This window comes from Streptomyces sp. GQ60 (genome assembly GCF_059758875.1).
Window position 1 is genome coordinate 1 of the sequence record NZ_JCAXEG010000065.1, and the last position, 522, is coordinate 522.

General features: G+C 67.8%; 1 protein-coding gene. It reads right to left on the reverse strand.

Annotated features, from left to right (window positions below; all coding sequences use genetic code 11):
- The coding region (locus AC6CKD_RS37975) for an S-adenosylmethionine synthetase N-terminal domain-containing protein (protein WP_498333993.1) at window positions 1–522 on the reverse strand (522 nt) is incomplete at both ends.

Sequence of the window (522 nt, forward strand, 5' to 3'; positions counted from 1 at the left end):
CGTCGTACTCGATGGTGACCTGGGTCTTGCCGTCGGGACGCAGGTAGGGGACGGTCCCGTTCTTGCGGACCTCCGTCAGCCGCCTGGAGAGGCGGTGCGCGATGTGGATCGGCAGCGGCATGAGCTCGGGGGTCTCGTCGCAGGCGTAGCCGAACATCAGGCCCTGGTCGCCCGCGCCCTGCTTGTCGAGCTCGTCGCCCTCCTCGCCTTCGACGCGCTTCTCGTACGCGGTGTCGACACCCTGCGCGATGTCCGGGGACTGCGCGCCGATGGACACCGACACACCACAGGAAGCCCCGTCGAAGCCCTTCTTCGAGGAGTCGTAGCCGATCTCCAGGATCTTGTCGCGGACGAGCTGCGCGATCGGCGCGTACGCCTTCGTCGTCACCTCTCCGGCGACGTGGACGAGACCCGTGGTGATCAGGGTCTCCACCGCCACGCGGGACGTCGGGTCCTCGCGGAGCAGCGCGTCGAGAATGGTGTCGCTGATCTGATCGGCGATCTTGTCGGGGTGACCCTCGG